This is a genomic window from Paenibacillus barcinonensis, assembly GCF_003217495.1.
GTDB lineage: Bacteria > Bacillota > Bacilli > Paenibacillales > Paenibacillaceae > Paenibacillus > Paenibacillus barcinonensis.
This window is the reverse complement of sequence record NZ_QJSW01000002.1, coordinates 194,893-215,798: the sequence shown is the minus strand read 5'-3', so window position 1 is coordinate 215,798 and position 20,906 is coordinate 194,893. Positions and strand designations below refer to the sequence as shown.

The following is a 20,906-nucleotide window of genomic DNA, read 5'->3' as shown; positions in this document are numbered from 1 at the left end:
AGTGCATATGATTCCAATTTCAGATGAAGTTCTACGTGTGCTATCTGAGCGATTAAAGCTCGGTGAATATGCTCTTCCCAACATTCGGGTCGAAGTGGACAGGCTGGCTTTTATTCCGGGACGAACCGAGGAGTTCAGACATATAGTTTCCGAAGCAGTCCCGGTCATGAATACACAATCCGTATGGGTAGATGAAACGGCGAACGGTATATATAACGGTTCAACAAAAGTAAACGCGCAGGACATTTGTTTTCCGGTAAAGGGCAAGACGATAAATACGATTAAAGTTACAGATAAATTCGGTGCTGCCAGATCGAATGGTCGGTCACACCGAGGAATTGATCTATGGGATGAGATAGGGACTCCAATCTTGTCTGCATGGTCAGGCAAAGTTGTACGAATAACTAGAAGCAAGACAGAGGGCGCGGGAAATGCCGTGAATATAAGGCATGCTGGTGGCATTATTACAAAATATTTTCATCTCAAGGATATTCTTTGTTCAGTAGATGATGAAGTAGCACAAGGCGACGTTATTGGAACGCTTGGCAATACAGGCGGTGTCTATACGAATGGGCATAAAGTTTCTGCTGCTGAGCGAGCAGCTGGCCGAGGACGACATCTACATTTTGAAATATGGGAGGGGGTTAATCCAACGACCAAAACCGGAGAAGGCGGGAAGGCGGTTAATCCCAAGCTGTATCTGGAAGGCAAGCGAAAATTACACGGTAATGCAGAGACCACATTTCGTGACGTTAGACCAGTAGATGTTGGAGGCTATCCTGGAGAGATCAAGCTGAATGAGAAGTTTGACAAACGCAACTGGTACGAGAAGGGTGTGTACAAGACTGGACTGAAGTTTGGCGATTACGCCAAGATTGAATCCGGCTGGACTTTGGCCGATTCTGGTGGCAAGCTGCTGTATACATTTGGCGGAGAAGCGGTAGTGGTAGAGTTTGAGATCGATGTTACCAAGCTTAGCATGCCTACATTAGGGCTGCTTAGTATTGGATTAGGTACTAATTTTAGTGGATCAGAAGGTGACTCTTTTACGATAGTCATTGATGGAAAGACGTATGCGTACATAAACTCATTTTCCGGAGATTATGATCTGACGAAACTTACGGAATTAAAAAACATTGTGATTCCAGCCAAGTCCAAACGTATCCAGGTTAAAGTGACCTACGGCGGGAAAGTCAATTCGGCTGCTTCATCGGGTTCAGCAGGCAAGACGAACAATAAATTCAAGAAGCTTGCCATCGACTATATTCGCATCCAGGAACTGCTTCCAGCTCCTTTAAAAAATCAGAAGGCGGAGGAAGGACTCGACCCATCTGAAGGTTATTATCAGACGAACAGCTATGAGAGCTTTGTGATGAATAACCGGCAGGAAACGGATGTAATCCAGGTTGGATCTTTTGTTTATATGGATACTCAGGTGCTTCCTAATATTATTGCAGCGGAGATTGATGATGTTTTTGATGCTGAAGCAAGGGAAGCAAGACTGACAATTTCCAATCCTAGAGGTTACTTTTCCCCGGATTACAATCCAGCTTATTTTCCCGAACTAGAAGGAACACCTTCACCCTGGTCGTATTTTGCCAATGGTTTTCATGTAGGTGTCCTGAGTGAGAATACACCGATACGCATCTATATGGGATATGGTCAACATATGATGCGTGTTTTTACAGGATTGATTGATAAGGTAGATATTAATGGTGAGGATTCCACACTTGAGATTACGGCGAGGGATATGTACAAACGAGTTATTGAAAAAGTCATTTCAGAGAAGAAGGCTTATCCTGAAGTTGATGATATAGATAACGTTCCCGATCCGGTTCCGGCATCGGCTGTTCAGACGGACAGGACTTCAACCATCATTCAAGCCGCACAAGTACAAGCTGCAGCTTACGGTGTCCCGGATCACAAGTTCCTGCTGGCCATCTGCAGACACGAGACGGTCATGGGTACGCAGGGCAGAGGCAGAGAAGCTAGTGGCGGTTTCATTCTCGGATATGGCATCCCTGACAAGAAGTATAGTGGCATTCAGGAGCAGATGAAACGTGGTGCAGAACGCATGTCCAGAGCTCTGGCATCCAAGGGCAAAAAAGTAACCTCCAAGGCGGATGTCCTTTATTTCCACAGGGGTGGAGATATCGCGCCTATGGTTTGGAGTGAGGATGAGACGAACTGGGTGGATAAAGTGTGGATGTATTATCAGGAGATGCTGGCAGACCCGGGAAGCTGGACTATCACAGCTCCTACTGCTGCAAGTGCTGCGCCTGCAGCTTCCCAGCCTGTTGAATTTGAGAAGGTAGCCTGGGTGAAGTCAACGGTTGTGCTTGATCTCATCAAGCATGCAGGTCTGGTGGGCTGGAGAGCAACCAGTGAAGATCGTTCTTATCCCGATTATGTTATTGATGAGACGTACCTGATCGAGGTGAACCAGAAAACAGGCAGGGTTATTGTTCCTGTACCTGGTCAGGAAGGCGAATTTGAAGTGAAGGATGCAAGCACCATTCTGACTCCAAACGGGTGGTTAAATCCGTTCACTGAGGAATATGGGAGAACATTTGAACAATGGTCCACCAAAGTGACAGAAGCGGTGCAAGAAGTGATCTCGGAAATTCCTTATCGCAGTTACTGTGATCGTTATGGAACCTATCGCCTGGAACGGTTGAATTACGACAAACCTGTTGTTGCCGAATTTTCTGAATATGACAATCTGATTTCCATTACCAAATCAACCGATTGGTCCAGAGGGCGGAGTCACATTGTCGTTGTAGATGCAAATCAGGGACAGAGCAGCTTTGTAGACAAGGAGATTCTGCTGGAGCTCAAAGGGGAAATTCGAACTATGGTGCTTAATGTGCCGTGGGCGAAAACGGTAGAAGCCAAAAGACAAGTGGCGGAGCGAGCTTTTTTTGATATGAAGCGTATGTGCCGTACATTGCAGGTATCCATACCTGCCAATCCGGCGCTTGATCTGCTGGATAATGTCATCGTGACAGATAAAACAACGACGACACGAGCCATTTATACGATTAAGAGTATCAAGACCACATTTACGGTGGATCGTGGCATGCTTCAAGTTATTGATTTGATGTGGGCTAGAAAGGGAGTGATGGTGTAATGGCGGGCATTGTCAACGAAAATATCGTATTTCCCGTGCTGGATTTGATTCACCGAGAGCTTCGAAAATTCAGCAGTACAAATTCATCTAGCGTTTCACCGCTGGAAGGCGAGCCTTCTGTAACCTTGTATCGAGAACATATAAAGGACCCGGACCGTGTCACTGGGGCAGATCTTATCTATGAATCCCAATGGAAGGTATCCATCTGGCTCCAATTCGGGTCAGAAGACGAGGATGATTTTCCTTCAAGTGTAGGCTATGACCATCCAGATTATGAATATTACAGGTACTACCGTTTAACCCAGGTAACGGCCCGAACGTTTGATGCAGAAGGAGAAGCCATGTTTACCTATAATATTGCTCTGAATTATGATGACGAAGGACGCTTAACTGGTACAAATGTACATCGTATATAACCTACAGGAGGTGGTTTCATGGCATTTAACGTATCCTATATCGCGGGTGGCGTCATCGACAAAGTGCGCGAGCTGCCGTACCCACACTTCAGCAAAAAAACAATCCCGTTCATTCGGGGACAGATGTTGGATATTCCAGCGGCGAAGACCACGAAGTCGGATACGTTCACTCTGGCGTATGACACGGAGTTCCTTAGCATTGCGTTTGCAGCAAGTCAATATTGCGTGGGTGATTATTGGGAACTGACCATCGGGAAAGAGAGAATTTGCAATACGATTTATACGAAGGAACTTCCCGAATCGGTATCGATGGGGAACAGCTTCGGTATTGTTTACCCGATCCCGGCTGGAACCACAATCAAGTTCGACTTCGTAAGCGTAGTGCCTGAGGCCAAAACGGTCTGGTACAACATCAAATTTTTGAAATAAGGAGGGTGACGATGGCACTGCAAAAACCGCTAACGAATTTTGCCGCATATCTGGACGGAGAATCGGAAGCACAAAAACTGATTAATACTTTGGCGGATGAGATTGTGAATGCTGATATTCCCAGAGCTGAAGGTGGCCTTGACGCTAATCGCTGGAAAAAGGTGTATGAGTCTGATGGAGCGAAATGGGTCACCTACAGTAAGAATTATCATAAAGGTATCGTTGGCATGTATGCTCATTCGGATGGAAAGCAATATGGGGTGTACAAAATTCCGGATTGGACAGGGGCTAAAAGTCACACCGGGGATTCAGCACTAGATGCAGATGGTTGTCTTTGGGAAGTAGGGTCGATTTACTACGATGAGAAAATTGAAGGCAAGCCTAATCCAAACTCGTCCAATGTGGGTACAACTTATGGAAACTATAAGACAGGAAGAAAAATTCAGGTTGTTCAATTCAGCTATCAGGATAATCTTACGAAAGAAACAGTATATGTGGATGTTCCTGGATGTCTAGTAACAGTAGTTCAGGATAGTTCGGTTTCTGAGGGGTACCGAGCTTATCTTGTACGCCAGGTTATTGGCAATCTGGATGGAACAACAAAACCATCTGCGGAATGGAATCAATTTGAGATCATTACAGAGATGCCTACGGATTGGGCTTATGCAATCCAGCTTACTCCAAAGGGGAAGTATCAGTATAACTTTACCAGAAGAGTAGTATCACAATATTCATCCCCTTACTGGGATTGGGCCAGTATTGTTGATAGTTATTACGAACCTGTTAAACAAACCTACAAATTTGATGAACTCTACTACACAGCTGATGTTCTGAATTATGCAACTGCCCAAACGGTTGTCAAAGCAACACCTACGGTTCCTTCGGGCATCCAGAGTCGTGATTATTATGTCATGCTTGAGCAGCCTGCTAATGATTGGAATTATATTAATGTTTACTATGGAGAAGGTTTTGAAGGCAAAAATGAGCAAGGCAGTGAAAGTAAAACGTATGACGGGATCTGTGATCCGGATAGCATTACATTGGGGAAATCACCAACTGTCATTGACCAGCTAAAAGCGCATTATATGTATCTTGTATGGAATGATCCTGAGGCACTTAAACCATTTGTTCCACCATCCACGAAATGGAAACTGGATTATGACGAGAAAACAGAAATTGTTAGCCCGGCTGCACGTTTTTTCCATGGTCGTAATTCTACAACATCATGGCTTCCTAATAAAAAAAGAAGACCGGATTATTTAGTATCGTATACTCTTTCAGTGAATAACGATCGCGTTGTCCTGGTACTTGAAGGAGACCCTTCCCCTAATATTCACAGCTATTATCGAAGTTTTGGATACATAGGTAAAATTGTACCGTTTAATGAGTTTGATCACGGAGGGAATTTTGGCGTAACCGTAGGAATGGGAGATCTTCGGACGGATATGACGGGTTATACCAAAAATGATATTCTGACGGATCTTAATCCAGATGTTTATGCCCAGTATGGGGAGTACACCTCTAATGGTATGGATTCCATGTCTATGTTGAAAACAAGAAGCAACGTGTTGTTCCAACGCTATTATCCAGCATTTATCTCGCATCTGCCGAATTATCCTTCTGTAGGGAAACTTCCTTCAGGTCTCTCCAAGTTAATTGTAGATTCGGCAGGCTTCCAAAAGTCACTGTGGACTGGAAAGTATCATGCAAGTCCAATCTATCTGGTTCATCAGGCAGAAGGTTATCGGGGGTATATGGACGGTGTGGTTGCGATCTATGACCATAATCTGGTGAATCGCGATGAATTGATTGTAGATACCGAGATTCTGAAGGACCCTTCCAAACCGTCGCTGGGAACATGGACAGAAGTGTACAAATTTTTCAGCATTAAAAGCCCGCTTAATCTGTTCAAGCATTCTCCTTCACCAGATGTCATCACCATTGCATTCTTAAAAGAGATAAAATAGGAGGAAAAATACAAATGACAAATTTTAAATATGTAGAAACAATTACTACTTCTCAGGACTTGTTGACTAAATTGAAGGAAGAAGTTACTGACTTTGGAAATTATCCTTACGAATCAACTGCAGGTGAAGCTCAAGAGCAAAATCAATGGAAAGTCTTCTACGAAGAGAAGGACAGTAACAATCGCATCCAGGAATTAATTTTGCGGGGCATTATGACGATTGGAACGCAGACAACCCCAATTACAAAACATTTTTATGTGAGCTTTATTAATCATGCGCTTGTACCACGTGAGGTTGCTCCCGTACCAGCTTACGAGGAACATAGTACATTAACTGTTCAGTTGCTTGAAGATTTGGAGGGCAGTGAACCAGCAGCGCTGCCAGTCACTACTCGTCCAACATTCAAATTGACAGGTCACCCTGTACTGTACCAATGGGCGCTGGAAAATTACACGCCGACAGATCGAAATAAAGAAAAGCCTGTATATATGTATGTAAATGTTATGAACAACCGATTGGCTATGGTTCTTGTGGCCGACCCGGCTGTAAACTTCCTGGATTACAAAAAATCGTTCCTGTACGTCGGTGCCCTTAAACCGTTTAAATACAATCTGAATGATGTGGATGGAAATGTAATGCTGACTGCTGGTGCGGTTATTGATGAGCCTGATATCTCTAAAATTGCGTCGACAGGGACCTATTATTATGGGCAATATACTTCTGCTGGTAACAACACACTTCAGATGTTAAAAACCAAGTCGGGCATTGAGTTTCAGCAGCATTATCCTTCTTTTATTACACAGGCTCCACCGAAAGGGAAAGCTTATCAAGATCCGGAATTAGGAGATACTGGTCTCGAATTGGAACCGCAGGGCTTTCAGGCTTCAAAATGGACTTCGAAATATCATTTGTCTCCAATTTATGTTGTTCATCCATATGAAGGGTATCGCGGTCAATTTGATAACTGCATTGCGGTTACCAAACATAATATCCTGCATCTCGATGAGTTGATTATTGATGTTGAAGGGAAAACCTGGAATCAAGAGGTATATCGTTATTTTGACACAGATACGGCTCAAAATTTTATGAATCTATCGGCTAACCAACGCATGGGTGTGGCGATCCTGAAAGAAGTTCGCTATACAGCCTAAATTAAACTGAATGTAAGCTGTGTCGTATAGATTCAGCAAGAGGGAACGTTCTGAGACTCCACTCAGGGGGTTCCCTTTTTTTATCGGAAGGAGGTCGTGAAGTGAGTCAAGTAGTCAACCAATTCAATTTTACTGTCATCGATTATACGACCACTCAGTTCGGTTACTTGTTCACTGTTGGAACTACAGGTAGCAGACCGGAGGATTATCGATTTATATATATGCCCTATAGTCGTTACCCGAGCGTGCTCATGCTTGATTTTTATATGGCTCGCTCTATTTCAAACGGGTTTAATCAGGATTTGGTGGAAGCTATCCGAAAAGATCTGGAAGGTGAAGAACGTTTTATCGTTTTGGGCGAATCACATTCTGATAAAGCAGAGATCGTGAACCATTCATTGGAGGGATCAAACTCGGCTATCAAGCAAGGTACCGTTATGGATTTTTCGTTGGATATGGAGCGTTCTGCTTTAATTAAAGCCCTTGAGATGGATAATCCATCTCAAGGTGACCGGTTTAACGAACGGAAAGACTCCATTGTCCACGATGAGATGACGGAAGGCTGGCGAGTAGATAACGATAAAGAACTGAGAATTTTTAGGAAATTAGGACTGACTCGCAACTTTGTAAACAATCTGGATAAATTGGAGCCTAGTAAGATCAGCTTCAAAGTTAGTGAATTCGGCATGATTGCTGATTATGCGATTGGCGCAGAGCATGATATCCAATCTGAACTGATAATCGAGCAATGGATAGATGCTGTCCGGCAAGCTTATCCCGATATGGAAGTAACAGAGGTTTACCATACTGTAAACAAAATAATAGGACGCCAGACGGAGAATCCATATTTACTCGAGGCAATCCAAAATCAATTCAGAGACACAGAACTAGTGCAGAGTGTTCAGTCTCAGAAGATAAGTCAACAAGAGGTAAAGCTCATATATGAGAACTTACTAGGTTTCAGGGAGCAAGAAAAAGATACATACACGCATAGCAATCTAATCAACGCTAAAAGGGTGAATTCAGACAAGGAAATCGTTATTCCACCTGATGTATCCATAGCAGTGAATCGTCTCTTTCAGGAAATTAAATATCTTCACATTGATTCGACGTTGCCCTCAGCACATCGAGAATATGAGGCAGCGCAGGTTGAACTCTTGCAAACGTTAGGCTCTAGCATACGGGAAAAAACATTTCATGCGACAACCAGTCCCCATGTTTCGCAAGCTATGAGAGAAATCAAGGAGAATATATTTTTTTCACATCTGAATCAAGCTAAACGTTCTATTGAGCAGGGAGCAGTACTGCATGAGAATGTGCTAGCCAAATTAAAAGATCGTCAGTACCCGACGGTTCTTCATGCCGATTTTCGGGGGAAACGGGAAGTCATGACGAACACTTATTTAAGCCATAATTTAAGAAAAAGCAGCAGGGACTACGGGCGAAATGGTTCGGTCTTTTATGCCAGTGAAACGTCTTGGCACCAAGCTAACAGAATTACAGACAATCATCCCACATTAACGCAATCAGGAATTATTGATACCTCGAGAGAGATATCAGTAATAACGGAAGTGGAACGTCATTTTTTTGGATCTGTTCGCAGTCAAACAGCCGATATGGTCAATGTGAATGGTTTAACCACAGCTCAGCGAATTTTTATGGAGCAGCTGCACGTGAATGATGAACTACTGGAAGCTAAACGTATTTTTGTAGTTCACAGTTTAATTGATGATCAAGTGGAACAGGCCTACCGTGAGCATATAGAGTATGGATTTGTATTTAGAAACTTGCACGAAAGTAAACGTGTATATAAAAGGGAAGCAGATGTAAGAAGAGATGCTGAAATAGGAAACCGTTTGGTTTCGAAGGCTCTGGAGTTACTTCGCGATAGCGCTAAAGGCGAAAGAAAAAGTGAGTTTGACACTTATGTTAATGAAAAATTTTATATTGGACAGACAGGCGGCAGGGAGCTTTATCTTCCTGAATCCGAGGAAAAGGCAGAGCGAAAAAAATCATTTGAGAGTCAGTTGCTTGAAGTCACAGAAGCTGAACGTAAATCTTTGCAAGAACTGTGGCTGCCTGAGGCTGTGGCAGTTACGGGCAACAAAGAACAAACCAGACATACCTTGATCCAAATATTAAACAGTTATAATAAAAATAATCAACAAAAGAATATGTTTCTTACTGATCAACCGGTTAAATTTAGTCGAACTACTATGAAAATGAATAGGGAATCCGTCCTTCAATCCATACGTGGGCAGGCACGTACGGCAATAATTAGAGACGAGCTTCTCGATAAGTTCATTGGAGGAGGTTGGCTGGGGAATAAAACGTATCCGGGATATCTTGATGAAGAGCTCATTGTAGGAGAGATTATGAACAATACTCCAGCGGTATTGCTGGAAATGCTATTAGAGGCTGTTCATGATCCACATCATGCTCTGTATATTAATGAGCAATACCTGGCAGATATTCAGCAGCGTATCGATGCGCTGATAGAGTGTGGCTTTCTAATTGCTAACAAAAGTGATCATCAGTCAGAACTACTTTCCTTTAATTTGGAGGGCATGAAAAATACGTATCAAAGCCATATAGATACTGTAACCTCTGAGGCATCCAAAAAAATGTCTGATTCGTCCCATGAGAGTAGTAGCGCCTATGCAGAAGTAGAGAAGTATCGAGCTACCAAGGAGACAGATCATTTCGAAGGAACTAAAGTAAAAGAAAATCTGGACGGTGAAATTACTGAGGTCACGTATGGAGCAGATTACAATACACGACCGATTACCATTGAGACAGATGATCCGCTTGGATATTTGATTCCGGGTGTGGGCCAGTTCCCGGATGACCCTGCGTATGAGACAGGTCATGTTCAGAGGAAAGGTTTACCTGAGCCTGAATTAATTGCGGGTCAGCGACTCGATCATAATGGAGAACGACTTAGTGAAGAAATCGCAGGGAATGTTCGAAGCCGTAATAGTGATCGTATGATTGAGTTGAACATGGGTAAAGTGGATCGTGATCGATCTGGGATTGTACTTGAAGCACACAATCCAGGTCGTTTGGAATTGCGACAGATGATGCTCCATGAAGATTCTCTAACAGGAGAATCCAACCTTTCTGAAGCATATTTGCAGAATACGGACTGGCTGGGTTCGAATCAGGACCGAGAAACTGTAATTTATCGGGAATACGCTACAGGTGCAGCAAACATTAGACAGTTGTACCTTAACAATGTCTATACAGCAGGTACACTTCAACATGAGCAAGGTATTACGATTTTAGAACAACCGTTAGGTACGGAGATATGGAGATCGTCAGTTCTCGATTATGATTACTCTATAGGTAACTCTATTTCAAGAGAAGGCATCTCTGATGTGGAATATTTCCTAAGTTTTAATGAATCAAAAGATGCCTTATTTGATATTACATTTGAAACGGGAGAACGACAAGTACTGCAATCTGATATGGGTATCTCGTTATTCGAAACAGTGAAGCATAGCGAGGCAGGTTTGTTACAAGATGAGTTTAGTGCTGGGGCATTATTTCTGCAACATGCAAATATGATGGAGATGTTAGTAGCGCTGCCAAGCTCATATGATGGGGAAATGAACAGTCAGTTCATCGCGAAGAACATGGAGTTATCGTCTGATCTGTCTGAAGAGCTTCTTTTCATAAAAGTAAGCAAAGAGGCTTGGATACACGAAATGGAGACGGAAGTTGTGAAGCTTCGCCTTGGTCAGATGCATGAAGAATACGGGTTAGCAGATCATGAAATTAGAGAAACTCATTTCGTTGAACCCATTGAAAATGCAATGAAAAATAACAAGGCAGTAGAGTTGGAAGAATCGTTACTTACAGGGTCTAAAGAAACAAGAACAGCATTCAATGAAGAGACGACAGAGAGTGAGAAGGAGAAAACGGTTCAACTCGAGGAACAACTTCTTGCTGACAAACCTCAATACGGTAATCTTGATCTAATTCTGCCGCTCGGTGGAACTAACCTGAAATATGGTGACATTCCAGTTGAATCTATTGGTGGTACTGGACTTCATTACGGAGATATACCCATCGAACTTGTCGGTGGTACTAACCTGAAGTACGGAAAAACGCAGGAAGTTTTATTTTCGGAAAAGCCCCAAGAGGGTAAAGTGGAAGAAATCTGGTTCGCTGACAAACCGCAATATGGTTATTGGGAAGAAAATCTTGCTGGCTTAAAAAATAATAAAGGTTCCGTTATAACTGAAATACTGGATCTGAGCAAAGAGCTCAAGTCGATGGATCTCATGGATAAACTTTACGCAAGTAAAAGTGTGAGAAGTGCTCATACCCACGAGATGACCAGCGGCTCTATGAAGCTCCTTGAAGGAGAAAGTATTAACATTATTTTAGATAGCTATAAGGAAAGTAAGGGCTCAAGAGTGAGTACGGATCTTGTTGGATTCCAGTACAAACAATTCGACGTGATACATATTGTGACTGGCGATAATGAGAAGCGTGAAGCTCATCTTGATCGCAACTTGGTTACGGGTTCAAGAATGAGTTATTATGCGGATAATCATCAACTGCACGAGGGAATGGCTGTACCTAGAAAAGTGACCTTAGAACTGGAACAGATCATTGCAGGGAAAATGGATCGTTATGCATATTCACATAAGCTCTTCAACGGAGAGGGAGTAGAGCGCAGAAGTCAAGGATACGATGGATTATTTGCAATGAGAAGTGAAAGGTTATCCGACTCTTCTGATGAAGAAACAAGTTACGCCGATAATGCTCCATACCAAAGTTATATTGTTAAAGATGGAGAGACATTTGGCAGTAAATTGTCAGATTCGGGTAGACTTCATGAAATGACGAGTGAAGCGATAACCGAAGAACGCGTGTCTAGTATCGAACAAGAAACGCGTTTCGGTCTAGCTAATGCAAGACTATCCGAGATTGAAGAGCCAGAATCATTGGTGGCTTCATTCGAAGAACGGTGCGCCCAGATTATTACCGGTTTCATTTTTGCCGAGAGGCCAGAAAAAAGATCAGAATATCTGCAGGAGCTGTACGCATTTCTTCCGGAAAGAACAGCGCATCTCATGGAATATTATCATCTTGCAAAAACGGAGCCGAATGATAGCTTTAAGGTGACAGAACATTTATTTGCTCATCAGGAATCAGAGGATGCATATCTCCCTATAATGGATACGATGGCACAAGGACTCATGTTTGATTATTCGGATGATCTGCTTGAGCGAGGAATGAATCCTGAGGATTGGGAAGGGGGCATGGGTGTACCTGAAGAGTATGATCCACATGATCCCTTTAATGTATACTATCCATACTCCAGAGATATGGATGCCTTGGAACTATCTCAAACCGATGAGTGGAAATCATTTGGCAAAGGAATATGGGATCGAGATGAACTTCTCGGGAAATTTTACTCTAAGAATGAGACAGCGGAAATGAGTGGATGGTATCGCAACAATTTTCTGGCTGACACTTATAAATTCTCAGTCAATTTCAAAGTAGATTCCGATGCAGATGACAAGGGTGCTGGTATCTTATTCAAATATCTTGATGATCAGAACTACTGGATGTTTATGATACATGGAGGAGATCGCGAGAATAACTTGGATATGAGGTCGCCCATGCAATTATATCAAGTTGTTGCAGGGAATGTGCGGCCTGTAGGATCTCCGATGCAGCCCTTTAAATGGGAAAAAGGGAAGTGGTATATGTTATCGGTATCAGTAATGGAGAACCGGCTGCAAATTTATACGGATTCAAAATTACAATATGATTTAACGGGCACCGATTAACTCGGTGCTCCTTTTTTCGTATAGCGTAATTGGGAGGTGATTGGAGTGGGACATACATTTGGTTTGTTCTCCAAATCACAAAAAGGTGTACTATTTGCTAATATGCGAGCAAAGGTTGCGGATAAGAGTCCGGGTAATCCTAATCATCCTGCTCATCTGCCACAGAGTCCCAATGCACCCAGAAGTGAAACGGATCGATATGGAGAAGAAAATAATCCCATTTTAGGAGACCCAGGCTATGGCCAGATTGGGCGATGGCAAACGGTTCAGCTGGATGCGCTGGAGAACAGCATTGATCAGATGATTGAGCAGTATTTAAAGGATAAAACATGGTATGCAAGTGTACGATGTCGTGAGGCGTTATGGAATATGTACCGGCGAATCGAGTGGTGGGTAGAACAGCAGCAACCGCCCGATAAAACACAGTATCAGCGTGTATTGCAGATGATTAAAGACTGTATTCACAAGATTCTGGAAAATGCCCAGAAGCCTGGCGGCAGCCATCATGGGGTTTCTTTACCGGTCTGCCCTGCGCCGTATTATCATCATTTTAGCGGTAATTATTTCAATCATTTTGATGCCAAAGTGTACGAAATTCCTTTGTTCTCCATGAAAAAGGATGTTCCATTTTCAAATAAATTTCCGGATTTCTTCAGATATGTTTCATCGACCGAGGATCAGGAATGGGGCACTGTGCACTCTGTAGGCAAAAATGAACAGTCTGGATCAGAAATGATATTGAAGCTTAATCTGGGCCTGCTGCAGATTGGCAATTCATCGAAGATCACATTTAACTGGCGTGTTAAACGGTATGGTCAGATTCGGTTTAAATACATGGTCAGTGCTAAACGTGGTAATGGCATGTTGTTCTATATTAACGGGCAACAGGTTGGTGGCGAATGGAGCGAAAATACGAGCTGGCAGGAAGCAGCGTTCACATTACAGCCGGGGCAAATGTACAAATTCGACTGGTTAATTCGCAAAATGCGGCCTGAAGTGTGGCAGAACAATGGGATTTATATTAAGGATATTGAAGTGGTTGAAATTGTGGATACACGTAAGCCGCCTGCTCCTTTGGATCGTGATCTGGATGGCGAGCAGTGGGACAGTGATTGGGTTGTAAAATCATCACAAAGTATTGCACAAGCCCACTTTCAAGCTCAGTTCATTACAGATGAAGAGCGAAGTAAGACGATGAAAATGAATTTGGATAATGAATGTGATGCTACAGTTTCTTTTGCTTACTACATGGGAATAGACAAAGAATCTTATCCAATTAAAGATTATGATTTGTTCTTTGATGATATTTTTAAATCCAGAACTCAACATGGAGAAAGCAGTCATAATAGTCAGGCTCAGTCTGTTCACGGTGTAGAGTGGAATCTCAATGAGGAATATTCCGAAACAACTACCAATCAAGCCAAAATTGAATATGAAATTGTAGCGGGCCCTGATACCACTGTGGATCTAAAAGGAGTAGTTGAAGTTGTATGTCCATCGTACGAGATTGATCATTGGAAAGAATCTCTCCATGGCCGGGGCCTTGGGAATTATCAATGGCAGATGTCAGGCAGTCCATCATGGGTAAAATCAGGGAATGTATTAAGGCTGGATGAACCTCTAGAAGGGAATATGATTGCTCAAACTGAAGTGAACTTGCAAGATGAGGGTTGGTTTTTGTTTAGTTATTCTCACCAATTACGAGCTACGGAATCGTTCGAGGTGACTGTAAATGGCATGCTTGAATACTATTCAACGATGCATAGCCAGGGGGAGCAGATACGAATTCCTTTAGAGGAAGGTTTAAATATCATCCAATTTTATATTCGAGATTATTACACTGAACAGCCTTTTATTGATAATTTGGAAAAACTATTTACCTATGGAAACAATACAGGAAATACATATCGTTCCACAACAAGGTTAGGTTCGTACGTTGATGTGACACGCGGATGGGATGTAACAGATGCAGGTGCTAGAACTGAAAGAAATGGGGATACGATTCGATATAATGCAGAATTAAATCCCGGTGCTAAATTTAGCATTCAAGAACATATGCGTATCTACCCAGCGATGGATTCATCGTACAATCCGGTCACAGGGGTCACAAGAGATTTTAAGGTTTTTGAAGAATTGTTTAATGATGAAGGGCAATATCATGAATCATTAAGATTCTCTGGAAATTGGGTTTGGAAAAAAATTGTGAACGGTGATGGAGTCATGTGGGCACAGGGACATGATCAGGATTTTATATGTGATTTCGAAGCTCACTTGGACAATTCGGGTTACATCTGTTGGCAATATGGAGGGCAATTTGATCCAGGGGAAAAACTTGAACTTCAAATCGATGGTATCTCGGTTTGGACTGGAAGCCAGTCAAATGACTTGGAAGGGACCAATTGTATGTATCCTCTGCCACCAGGTAACCATCAATTTCGCTGGAGATACCGGGATGGTAAAAAATATACGCCAGATAACGAAGAGGGTGGTTCTGGAAACGGTTCGGGAACTTCCAGTGGAACAGGTACGGGAAGTGATCAGCAAGGTGGGGCAACGACAGATCCATACGGAGTGAAGTGTTATACCTGGGGGTCAAAAACAGATAACATCCAATACGCACAAAAATTATATGGTGGACATTCGCCACGAGCTGCTAAGTTTGATGCAACCAATAAAGGTGATTTTATTTCTTCGGACGAAGTGGGTACTACAAAGCAAAGCTCGACAATTGTTCGTACATTTACAGCCCCTAAAATTGGAGATTTACATTATTCTGAGTTGTTGACAGTCTATCCAGTGACCAAAAAGAGGGTGCTTGTAAAGAGGACGCTAAATAATAAAAGTGCTCAATATATAGGCGCTGAGACTATTTCCAAATCAAATGGTACATTAGACTATTATTCTTTGGATGTTTCTGGAAACAACCCTCAAAGTCCTGAATATAGTTTGTTTGGCTCAGATACCAAAAAGATAATTTTTGATTTCTATTGTGTTGAATCATTCGATATTGATCTTAAATACTTATGTCATTTGACTGAAGGTACACTTGCTGGAAGATTTAGAATAGCATATCACCCTAAAAATAATACTGATAAAGCAGTAACATTTCTTGATCGGACCATAAATGTTGGAGACAACGAGGGATATAACAGCAAGCAACTTGGTACAACACATTGGACTAAAGCAGAAAAGTATTCTAAAACAATAACAGTAGATAAACCAGGGCAATACACATTGATTATAGGTCTTACTGATACTATTAATGGATATGAACGGGGGAAAAAAAGTAATTACTATTATGCAGCCGTCAAAGGCCTTACGGTAAAGACGGATGATCCGGATGGTGTCAATCAAAATAAGCTTCTTAACCCAGTTTCTTCTGATCAAACGACTTATGTGAATGTGCAGTGGTATGATTTAACAGCAAACAGAAAGTTCGATCCCATACAAATAAAAGTTAAAAATGGTCAAAAAGTTAGCGAATATATTAGCAGTCCTTCTTCATTAATCCCGGAGCACAAATATAAAGTAGTGTACACACTCCATAAAGATAAAACCTCAACAAGCGCGACTGGTCTTGGTGCAGGTGGTTTTACATTGAGTGAGGGGAGTTTTTACGAGAGCTGGCCTAATTACTGTACTGATGCTAATGGAAACATGTTCCCGGAAGGCAATTCCCCTCACCCGGGGCCAGAGCCTTGGACGCCACCAGACACAACAGCACCAGATGGTGGAAGTCATGCTTGGCTCGACGTTATTCGATTATATAAGAATACAAACAGGGCATGTTCAGGAACGAAGATAGTTATTGATACCTATGAAGAAGGGCGATTGCTACACTCTCGAGATGTGACGAATCAAGAGGACCAGATGATTACAATCGAAGTGGAAAATACCTCAGATGAGAAGCGAAAGTATGAAGTTCAAGTGCGCTTTGTACAAGGATGCCCGGGAGATGGTGCCATGATCTGGGGAGGAAAACTACATATTGAGGACATCATCAAAATTGCACCTTCTTGGGCTGAAGTAACTCACTTTGAGGTCTGGAATAACAAACCGATCTGGATGGGGGGCTGCGATAATAGCAATATGCATGTGAAAATCATCCGAGAAGATGGAAAAGTGTTTTTAGATGAAAAGTATTATGGCCATGGTTTTCGTGGTTTTGAAATAAACGATCTATCACCCAAACCGTATAGTAAATATAAAGTAGAGATCACTACGGATCAGCAAGGAAAGATTAGCGAAGTGACTGGCAAGCCATATCTGACTACCTTCCGGCTGCAGGACTTCAAAGCGTATGAACGGTGGGTATGGGTTCCTGTGCCTTTTGATTGTCAGCTTGATTTCTTCATCGACAATAACTTAATCCAAACTTTCACTAAGGAGGGTGGGTATTATAACTTCTCACATCCGGTACCCAAAGGTAAGCATGAATTCAAATGGGTGTTTACTTCCATGCAGGAAGAAGGGACACGCAGCTACGAGTATGCCAATCTGGACTGGATGGAGCTGACCAACTGGATATGCGATGATGTTTATGTCATTCCTTACTGTGAAGGTGGTGGCGGAGATCAGTGCGTAGAAGCACTGATTAAATGTTTACTTGAAGTATGGAAATCAAGGCCTAAAATGTGTGTAATCGGCAAGCGAATATGGCTGTTTACGTAATGAGAGGAGGATAAGCATGGGAGTCGCGAGACTAAAGGAATCTGGAAAAATATACGAAGATTCTTTTACAAGTCATAGTCTGGATGCGAACTGGGAAGTGTTACCTGGCGATGACAGTCGATACGAAACGGGGCAGGGTCATCTAACACTTAAACATGGTAGTGATCCGATATATATGTTTTACAAGCCATTGACTGCGTTAAAACAATTCGTAATGGATGTCAAAAACAATTATAACCCCGAAACGGAAGGCTGCTACGGTGGTGTTGTTGTTTTCATCGATGAGCACAATTTCATGGAGATTGAAGAATTTTTGGATACATCTCTACCAACACCGCTCTTGAAGAGCTATCCCTGGATTCGCTTAATGCGAGAGTATAACTATTATTCTGCATACTGGTCAGATGATGGTCTAGTATGGCATATCATAGGTTCTATCGAGCTAGCAGGTGCTCCCAAGATTGGTCTTTACTTAAAAGGTGAAGGTGACCATCCCATGATTGTGGAACAGGTTCGAATTAATAGAAGCACATCGGTGTATTTGGATAATTTGACCAGTGGTACCCAAGTGGAGTTACTTGATTCGAATGGTATTGTATTGGAAAGCAGAGTATGTCGATCCAGTGCGACGGAAGTACAGTTTAATATGGATACTTATCCTTATCCCTTAGAGGGCAGTTTCAGAGTTAAACTCGTCGACGGAAATCAATATCTGGGACAGGGTTCCATGAAGCTTTACAAGGGTGATCTAATGTTATTTGAGGTTACACCAGACATGTATTATAAGGAAATTAACGCGGAAACGGGTGAAGAATTTGATGTGCTTCTGTATCCCAACACCGATCGTTTTCTTGGTTATTTAACAACAGGGGGTTCCAGAGTACAGGAAGTGCGGATGTATGCGAGAAACCCGATGGCCTCCGGAGAGTTTAGAGACGTAACGTTTAAGCTTATGAATGGGATGGACAAGGTACAGATTGCACCCGATGTCGATGGAATGCCTGGAGCATTCAGCTATTCTGTAACTGCGTTTAAGATTTTACCGGGAGAGTTATATTCGTTTTGGTTGCGGATGGAACGTGAAGAATCCCAGGACAGATATACTTCCCAGGTTAAATTTTCCCTTCAGATGTACTCAACATATGTTTAATTTTCATTATTGAATAACGTATAGATACAATAAGGCAAGAATGGAGGTGGTCAAATGTCAGTAAGGATTAACCAGTCTCGTACATCATCTGCGAAGAGCCATAAGGAGTTAGTGGATATTGGGATTCGAACTCATGATGAGATTGATTCTTATCTTGCAGAATTAGATAAAGCCAGAGGCTCAGCAGTAGATATTGGCGAGCGAATTAGTGTTATAGAAAAATCTGCGAATGAGAACCAGTTGATGATAACGAATCATGATCAGCGTTTGCATGATGTTGAAATCCAGGTTAAATCCCATGCTACAAGGCTGGAGGATGCTCAACAGGATGTTCTCATGGCAAGATCAGATATTAACATACTTGCCCAGTATCACAAGGATCAGGAGAAGAGATTAACTCTGGTTGAAACAGAGATAGATGAGGCCCGGGGAGCAGAGTCTTCTCTCCATCATCGTTTAGATACCTTGGAGAATTCAGTTGAATTATCTGGCAAGCAATCTATTCAGGATCTGGGTGTATCTCATCCGGTTTATCTTAGTAGCAGCAATAGTGTACAGGTAACCATTCATGCAGGGCGAGCCAGTATTAACAAAATTATTGTAGATCAGTTCTCGCAAACTTATATAATCTCCGATATTTCAGAGAACACAACATATTATATTTTTTTGCATGAAAATGGAACATTCTCGCATAGCACAGATCAGAAAGAACCTCTGGATGCGATTATTATCGGCGGGCTTGATATTGGTCTTTCGCCTACAACCTCTCTTACTACTCTTGATTTCAGGTACTTTTTAACCAAAGGTTCGGTCGAGCAGGATATTTCTGAGCTTGGAGGGCGAGTGTCAGAACTTGAAACGACTGTTGCTGATCAGGTTTCCGATGTGGCTAAACATGAAACTAAAATTAACGAAATGAAACCAAAGCTGGAGAAGTTTTCGGAAGAGGTCAATCAATCACGCCAAGATAAAAACGGAGTCGTTTATGATGCTCTGAAGGATCGGCTGGATAACATGCAAAGTCGTCTTGAACTCGCTGAGAGTCGCGGAACGATAGAACATCAATCTGTTTTTCATTACACTTCTTCTCCTAACAGTAGGTTGTCGATGGTTAGAGATTTTCAGATTCCAAGGTATGTGATCGGTGCGAATTCAACCGAAGTTTTTCTAGATGGTATCCGTATGGATGTGGGAGACGACTACATTGAATACAGTGATACAGTAATTCGATTTACTTTCGATGTGCCTAAGGAAGCAAGGGTCACTGTCATTAGCAGAGGTTCTATTATTAATACGACATCGACAACAGACTACACTTATTATCCGGACGGAAAGGTACACCTGGAACAGATTCATGGAGGGATCAATCGAAAAATTGAGCACTTTTATACTCCAGAGGGTCTTCTTGAAAAGCAAGAAATTACTGAAAGTAGCGGGCAGGTTAAAACGATTGAATATCAACGGGATGTTGCCGGAAAAGTACTTCGTGAAGTTAACAATGGTGCTGATTATTATGTACTTCAAGGAGGCGCAACGTTTGATGATACCGATCTGCGGCGAAGACTAACTTTTTTGGAAGGCACAGGGCTAGAGTTGGATGTTGTGTATCGTTATTTTCCGAATGGGGATGTCGAGTCGGAGGAAATATTCACTGCCGAAGAAACACCGCAGCTGTTGAAAAAAAACCTTTTTATTTATAATGCCGACGGCACAGTGAAAACTGAGACGGTGATCTATGACGGTCAGGGTGTCCAGAAAATTTTTGAGTATGACGGCAGCGGTAATATTAAACATGTAAAAATCAGAAAGGTTGTGATCTAATATGACGAGAACAGTGCAGGATGTAAAATTTGCACTTCATGCCATTATGGATAAGTTAGTGGGTAATCATGAAGAGCCATTTAGTACGGAAGAGATCGAGACTCTGATTTTTGCTTTTGAAAGCCATATTCTTTTTGATAGTGTTGCGCATAAGTTTTTGCCTTCATTAAAAGGATTACATGAGATTCAGGAAATCGCAGAGACTGATCAAGCAGTTGATACATTCTTAGGCAACGAGGAAAAAAAAGAGATAAATCATGAATTAGTTGAGAGAAGTGAGATGACCAAAGCTATTCTACTCTCGGCAATCAAGGAACATATTTTAAATGATATGAGAATGAGATTTGGTGCATAGGGGGACTGG

General features: G+C 42.2%; 10 protein-coding genes. All 10 read left to right on the top strand.

Annotated elements, in window-relative coordinates:
* Nucleotides 1-7 precede the first annotated feature (7 nt).
* Nucleotides 8-3,130: a M23 family metallopeptidase gene (locus DFQ00_RS04110; RefSeq protein ID WP_110894440.1), complete on the top strand. Its 3,123-nt coding sequence runs from the start codon at nt 8-10 to the stop codon at nt 3,128-3,130.
* A complete protein-coding gene (locus DFQ00_RS04105; RefSeq protein ID WP_110894439.1) occupies nt 3,130-3,546 on the top strand; it encodes a hypothetical protein in 417 nt (138 codons plus the stop codon). Before DFQ00_RS04110 ends, DFQ00_RS04105 begins: the two co-directional genes overlap by 1 nt.
* Before the next feature lie 18 nt (nt 3,547-3,564).
* A complete protein-coding gene (locus tag DFQ00_RS04100; RefSeq protein WP_090922364.1) occupies nt 3,565-3,975 on the top strand; it encodes a hypothetical protein in 411 nt (136 codons plus the stop codon).
* 11 nt (nt 3,976-3,986) lie between these two features.
* On the top strand, nt 3,987-5,942 hold the full coding sequence (locus DFQ00_RS04095) for a hypothetical protein (protein WP_110894438.1): 1,956 nt from the start codon (nt 3,987-3,989) through the stop codon (nt 5,940-5,942).
* Nucleotides 5,943-5,956: 14 nt separating this feature from the next.
* On the top strand, nt 5,957-7,093 hold the full coding sequence (locus DFQ00_RS04090; protein ID WP_110894437.1) for a hypothetical protein: 1,137 nt from the start codon (nt 5,957-5,959) through the stop codon (nt 7,091-7,093).
* Nucleotides 7,094-7,194: 101 nt separating this feature from the next.
* Nucleotides 7,195-12,900 (top strand): hypothetical protein, encoded by a 5,706-nt coding sequence (locus DFQ00_RS04085; RefSeq protein ID WP_110894436.1) that lies wholly within the window; start codon nt 7,195-7,197, stop codon nt 12,898-12,900.
* A 45-nt stretch (nt 12,901-12,945) separates the two neighbouring features.
* Nucleotides 12,946-17,571 (top strand): hypothetical protein, encoded by a 4,626-nt coding sequence (locus DFQ00_RS04080; protein ID WP_110894435.1) that lies wholly within the window; start codon nt 12,946-12,948, stop codon nt 17,569-17,571.
* 16 nt (nt 17,572-17,587) lie between these two features.
* Nucleotides 17,588-18,721, top strand: coding sequence for a hypothetical protein (locus DFQ00_RS04075; protein WP_110894434.1), 1,134 nt, complete (start codon nt 17,588-17,590; stop codon nt 18,719-18,721).
* A gap of 54 nt (nt 18,722-18,775) precedes the next feature.
* Entirely contained in the window at nt 18,776-20,542 is a 1,767-nt protein-coding gene (locus DFQ00_RS04070) for a hypothetical protein (RefSeq protein ID WP_110894433.1), read from the top strand.
* A gap of 1 nt (nt 20,543) precedes the next feature.
* Nucleotides 20,544-20,897, top strand: coding sequence for a hypothetical protein (locus DFQ00_RS04065; RefSeq protein ID WP_110894432.1), 354 nt, complete (start codon nt 20,544-20,546; stop codon nt 20,895-20,897).
* The last annotated feature ends 9 nt before the right edge of the window (nt 20,898-20,906 follow it).

Bases quoted from the DNA above. Each gene is read 5' to 3' on its own strand.
- DFQ00_RS04095 (WP_110894438.1), top strand. From the start codon at position 3,987: ATGGCACTGCAAAAACCGCTAACGAATTTTGCCGCATATCTGGACGGA.
- DFQ00_RS04110 (WP_110894440.1), top strand. From the start codon at position 8: ATGATTCCAATTTCAGATGAAGTTCTACGTGTGCTATCTGAGCGATTA.
- DFQ00_RS04090 (WP_110894437.1), top strand. From the start codon at position 5,957: ATGACAAATTTTAAATATGTAGAAACAATTACTACTTCTCAGGACTTG.
- DFQ00_RS04065 (WP_110894432.1), top strand. From the start codon at position 20,544: ATGACGAGAACAGTGCAGGATGTAAAATTTGCACTTCATGCCATTATG.
- DFQ00_RS04105 (WP_110894439.1), top strand. From the start codon at position 3,130: ATGGCGGGCATTGTCAACGAAAATATCGTATTTCCCGTGCTGGATTTG.
- DFQ00_RS04070 (WP_110894433.1), top strand. From the start codon at position 18,776: ATGTCAGTAAGGATTAACCAGTCTCGTACATCATCTGCGAAGAGCCAT.
- DFQ00_RS04100 (WP_090922364.1), top strand. From the start codon at position 3,565: ATGGCATTTAACGTATCCTATATCGCGGGTGGCGTCATCGACAAAGTG.
- DFQ00_RS04075 (WP_110894434.1), top strand. From the start codon at position 17,588: ATGGGAGTCGCGAGACTAAAGGAATCTGGAAAAATATACGAAGATTCT.